This window comes from Vicinamibacteria bacterium (assembly GCA_035620555.1).
Classification (GTDB): Bacteria; Acidobacteriota; Vicinamibacteria; order Marinacidobacterales; family SMYC01; genus DASPGQ01.
Genome location: DASPGQ010000506.1, coordinates 1 through 3,691, shown reverse-complemented (window position 1 = coordinate 3,691; position 3,691 = coordinate 1). Strand labels below are relative to the sequence as shown.

Annotated in this window: 4 protein-coding genes and 2 tRNA genes; all 6 read left to right on the top strand. The window is 63.2% G+C overall.

The window, feature by feature from the left end; all coding sequences use genetic code 11:
* Positions 1 to 73 precede the first annotated feature (73 nt).
* The 6 genes from VEK15_20605 (at position 74) to VEK15_20580 (ending at position 3,582) form a co-directional block, all read left to right on the top strand.
* Positions 74 to 149: transfer RNA gene (locus VEK15_20605), tRNA-Glu, on the top strand.
* Between the two features lie 43 nt (positions 150 to 192).
* The gene (locus VEK15_20600; GenBank protein ID HXV63112.1) at positions 193 to 1,122 is read left to right on the top strand and encodes an isoaspartyl peptidase/L-asparaginase; all 930 of its coding nucleotides are present in this window, start codon (positions 193 to 195) and stop codon (positions 1,120 to 1,122) included.
* Positions 1,119 to 1,949, top strand: coding sequence for a helix-turn-helix domain-containing protein (locus VEK15_20595; GenBank protein ID HXV63111.1), 831 nt, complete (start codon positions 1,119 to 1,121; stop codon positions 1,947 to 1,949). Before VEK15_20600 ends, VEK15_20595 begins: the two co-directional genes overlap by 4 nt.
* A gap of 22 nt (positions 1,950 to 1,971) precedes the next feature.
* Positions 1,972 to 2,430 carry a DUF6265 family protein gene (locus VEK15_20590; GenBank protein ID HXV63110.1) on the top strand — a complete coding sequence of 153 codons (459 nt, stop codon included), beginning with the start codon at positions 1,972 to 1,974 and terminating at the stop codon, positions 2,428 to 2,430.
* Between the two features lie 48 nt (positions 2,431 to 2,478).
* Positions 2,479 to 2,555: transfer RNA gene (locus tag VEK15_20585), tRNA-Arg, on the top strand.
* 58 nt (positions 2,556 to 2,613) lie between these two features.
* Positions 2,614 to 3,582 carry an arginase family protein gene (locus VEK15_20580; protein HXV63109.1) on the top strand — a complete coding sequence of 323 codons (969 nt, stop codon included), beginning with the start codon at positions 2,614 to 2,616 and terminating at the stop codon, positions 3,580 to 3,582.
* Positions 3,583 to 3,691 lie beyond the last annotated feature (109 nt).

Here is a 3,691-nt window from a genome sequence, read left to right as displayed (position 1 = left end):
GGGGTGCCGAATTGACACCTCCATACGCGTGTGTTAGCTTTTCGAACGTGGCTGCGGCTGCAGTCATCCCGGTGGCGCTATCGTCTAGGGGACTAGGACGGGTGGTTCTCAGCCATCAAACCGGGGTTCGAATCCCCGTAGCGCTACCACACGCTCGTCGGCGCCTCTGCGAGGCGCCTTTTTTGTTGCCCTATGGATAAGCCCTCATCGAAGAAGGCGCGCGCTTCCATCCTGGTGCATGGCGGCGCCTGGGCGACGCCTGAAGGCGAGCGGGAGGATCACCTGCGGGGTGTGCATCGTGCCTCCATGATCGGCTTCGAAGTGCTGCTGACCGGTGGATCGGCTCTCGACGCGGTACAGCGTGCGGTGGAGTTCATGGAGGCCGACGAAGCCTTCAATGCAGGGAAGGGGTCGGTCCTGAATGCACGGGGTGAAGTCCAGCTCGATGCCGCTATCATGGATGGCACCGGCCTGCGGGCGGGTTCGGTCGCCTGCGTAACCGGGGTCGTTCACGCGGTCGCGCTGGCGAGAGAGATCCTGGAGCATTGCCCCCACGTCATGCTGACCGGCGAGGGGGCCATCGAGTTCGCTCGCTCACGCGGAATTGCGGTCTGCGATCCGCGTGAGCTCGTCATCGACCGGGAGCGGCGACGGTACGAGATTGCCAGGAAAAATTTCAAGTCGGGTGACACCGAGTTTCTCGGGATGAACGAGCCGGCGGACACCGTGGGTGCCGTAGCCTGCGATTCCAAGGGCTGCGTCGCGGCGGCCACGTCGACGGGCGGAGCCTTGCTGAAGCTCCCCGGCCGTGTCGGCGACACGCCGCTCATCGGAGCGGGTCTGTTCGCCGACGACCGCCGAGGGGCGGCGTCTTCGACCGGTTGGGGCGAGGGTATCATTCGCGTCGTTCTTGCCCATCGAGCCGTCGGGGCCATGGCCTCAGGCGTTGGGCCCGCGGAAGCGGCTCAGCAGGCCATCCGGACTTTGGAGTCACGGACCGGGGGACGAGGCGGAATCATCCTCGTCGATCCCAAGGGAGAGCTCGGTTTCGCGTTCAATACGCCGCACATGGCTCACGCCTACTTGCACGCGGGCATGACGCAGCCCGAAGTCGGCATATGAACCTCTCGTATCGAGAGGTATCCCCTCACCCCTCGCTGGGGCGACACATCGAGTGCTATTGGTTCTTGCGCTCGCGCTCGCCGACCACCGCGACGCCCGAGTCCATCCTGCCCGACGGTTGCATGGAGCTCGTTCTCAACTTGAACGCGCCCATCCGGCGACTAATCCGCGACGGGAGGAGCGAGATCCAGCCTCCTCGCATGCTCGTCGGTCAAATGGATCGATGCATCGTGATCCAGCCGACGGGACGCGTCGACCTCGTCGGCGTGCGGTTTCGCCCCGCGGGCGCCCATCCGTTCTTTCGCCTTCCGATGTCCGAGCTCGCGAATCGCTTCGTGCCTGCCGAAAGCGTCTTCCGGATCGAAGAAGGACTCGAAGACTCGCAGTCCACCGAGTCCCGCTCCCGCGCGCTCGATCGCGTTCTCCGGAATGCTGTGGCGGGAAACGAAGGGGACCGCGACCTGGACTCGGTCACGGCCTGGATTCTCGGTGCCGACGGGCGCGTGTCGGTGAGCGAGATCGCTCGTCACATGGGCGTCGGCTCGCGCCAGCTCGAGCGGCGCTTTCGAACGGGAGTCGGTCTCTCCCCGAAGACCTTCACGAGGATCGTACGCTTCCAGAGCATCTTCGGCCGTGCTCCCTCCGACGTGCGAAGGTGGGCCGAGATCGCTCTCGACTGCGGCTACTACGACCAGGCCCACTTCATCAAGGACTTCAAGCGCTTCACCGGCGAAAGCCCGGCCGCCTTCTTCGCTTCCGACAACGCGCTGACCCGTGTCTTCACCCGCGCCGGGCGGAAGTCGCATCCTTACAATACGGCGAGCTGAGACGCGCGCTATGCTCTCCTTCATGAATGGGCTGATCCTTGCATCCGCTCTGGTCGCGGCGACACAGAACGGACCGAGCTCTGGTGTGGAGCCGCTCGCATTTCTCACCGGGAGCTGGCTATACGAATCAGGAGGCGTCGAGATCGAGGAGCAATGGACATCGGTCAAAGGCGGTACCCTGTTCGGTGTCTCCCGTACCGTCGTGGACGGAAAAACCGTCGCCTTCGAGTTTCTTCGCATCGAGACGCGTGGGGAAGGGATCTTCTATGTAGCCCAGCCGAACGGCCGACCGGGAACCGATTTCGAGCTGACGAAGCTCGATGCGAGTACCGCCGTCTTCGAGAACCCGCAGCACGATCACCCCAAGCTCATCCGCTATGAGAAGCATCCGGACGGCACCCTCTGGGCGCGGATCGAGGGAGAGGAAGGGGGCGAGCATCGGGAGCAGGAGTTTCGCTTTCGCCCCGTACCTCACCCTTGACGCCACAGCTGGCGGTTGCTAGGATTCGACTCTCGCCCCGCGCTAGGTGCGCCCTTAGCTCAGCTGGATAGAGCGACAGACTACGAATCTGTAGGTCAGGTGTTCGAATCGCCTAGGGCGCACCACTCTTTGCCGTTTCGATTCCTTTCGCAGATCTGATATTCATCGGCCGGGAGGATCCTGGTGAAAAAGTCTCCGGCTCTATTCCTGACGGCCATTTTGTTCGCGCCGTCGATGGCTTCGCCGAACAAGTATGTCGGCCCGGACGGTAAGCTCCGGATCGCGCTCTCGAAACAGCCGTTTGCACCCAATCGGCAATCAGAGGGACCGGACACCATGGCGGGAGGCGGGCTCGTCGAAAAACTGGAAGCCATGGGTGCCGTAGTGCGGGTGAGCAAGGCCGCGCTGACCGAAGAAGAAGACACCGAGTACGGCGGCTGGAAACGGCTCGGCATGGCTTTGGGCCATTACGGCGAAACGATCGCTCGGAACGAGAGGGACGGTTACTTCTCGGTGGGCCTCTTCGCTAGCTGCCCGTCGCTTCCGGGCATGCTCGCCGGGCTACAGAACTCCGGCCCGCCGCAGGAGCCCCTCAAGGTCGGACTGCTCTGGCTCGACGCTCACCCCGACTACAACACCCCGGAAACGACTCGCAGCGGTTCGCTTGGCGGCATGCCGGTGGCGGTGGCCGCGGGCAAGGCTCTCCACGGCATCCGGCTCGATGCAGGGTTGGATCCACCGATCGCGGAAAAACACATCGTCATGGCCGGGGTGCGCCTGACGGATCCGCTGGAACAGCACATGCTGGACAACTCGTTCATCGAGGTCCTGGGAGTCGAGCCCCTCCGCGACCTGTCGGCCGATCTCTTCGGAGAGCTCGATCGTCTGCATCGCACGACCGACAAGCTCTACGTTCACATCGACATGGACGTGCTCGATCCCAAGGAAGTCGAGTTTCACGGCAATGCGGTGCCGAACGGGGTTTCGAGCGAAGAGCTGGCGCGGCTGTTCGAAGAAATCTTCAAGCGTTACGCCAAAGCCTCGGCCATTGGATTCGCCACCATTCCTTCGCGCGACCCGGACGGGCTGGCGCTCGCCGCAGTCCACCGCATGATCCTCGGAGCGGTCAAAGGTCTCAAGGCGAGAGAGTGACGTCTCCCTTAACCAGGAGAGTTGGGCTACACACGCTGTGGCGCGAGAGTGCTATAGTAATTTGAGCCAAGAAATGAGCCGCAGGATTCAAGCAGTCCTTCTCCTGGCT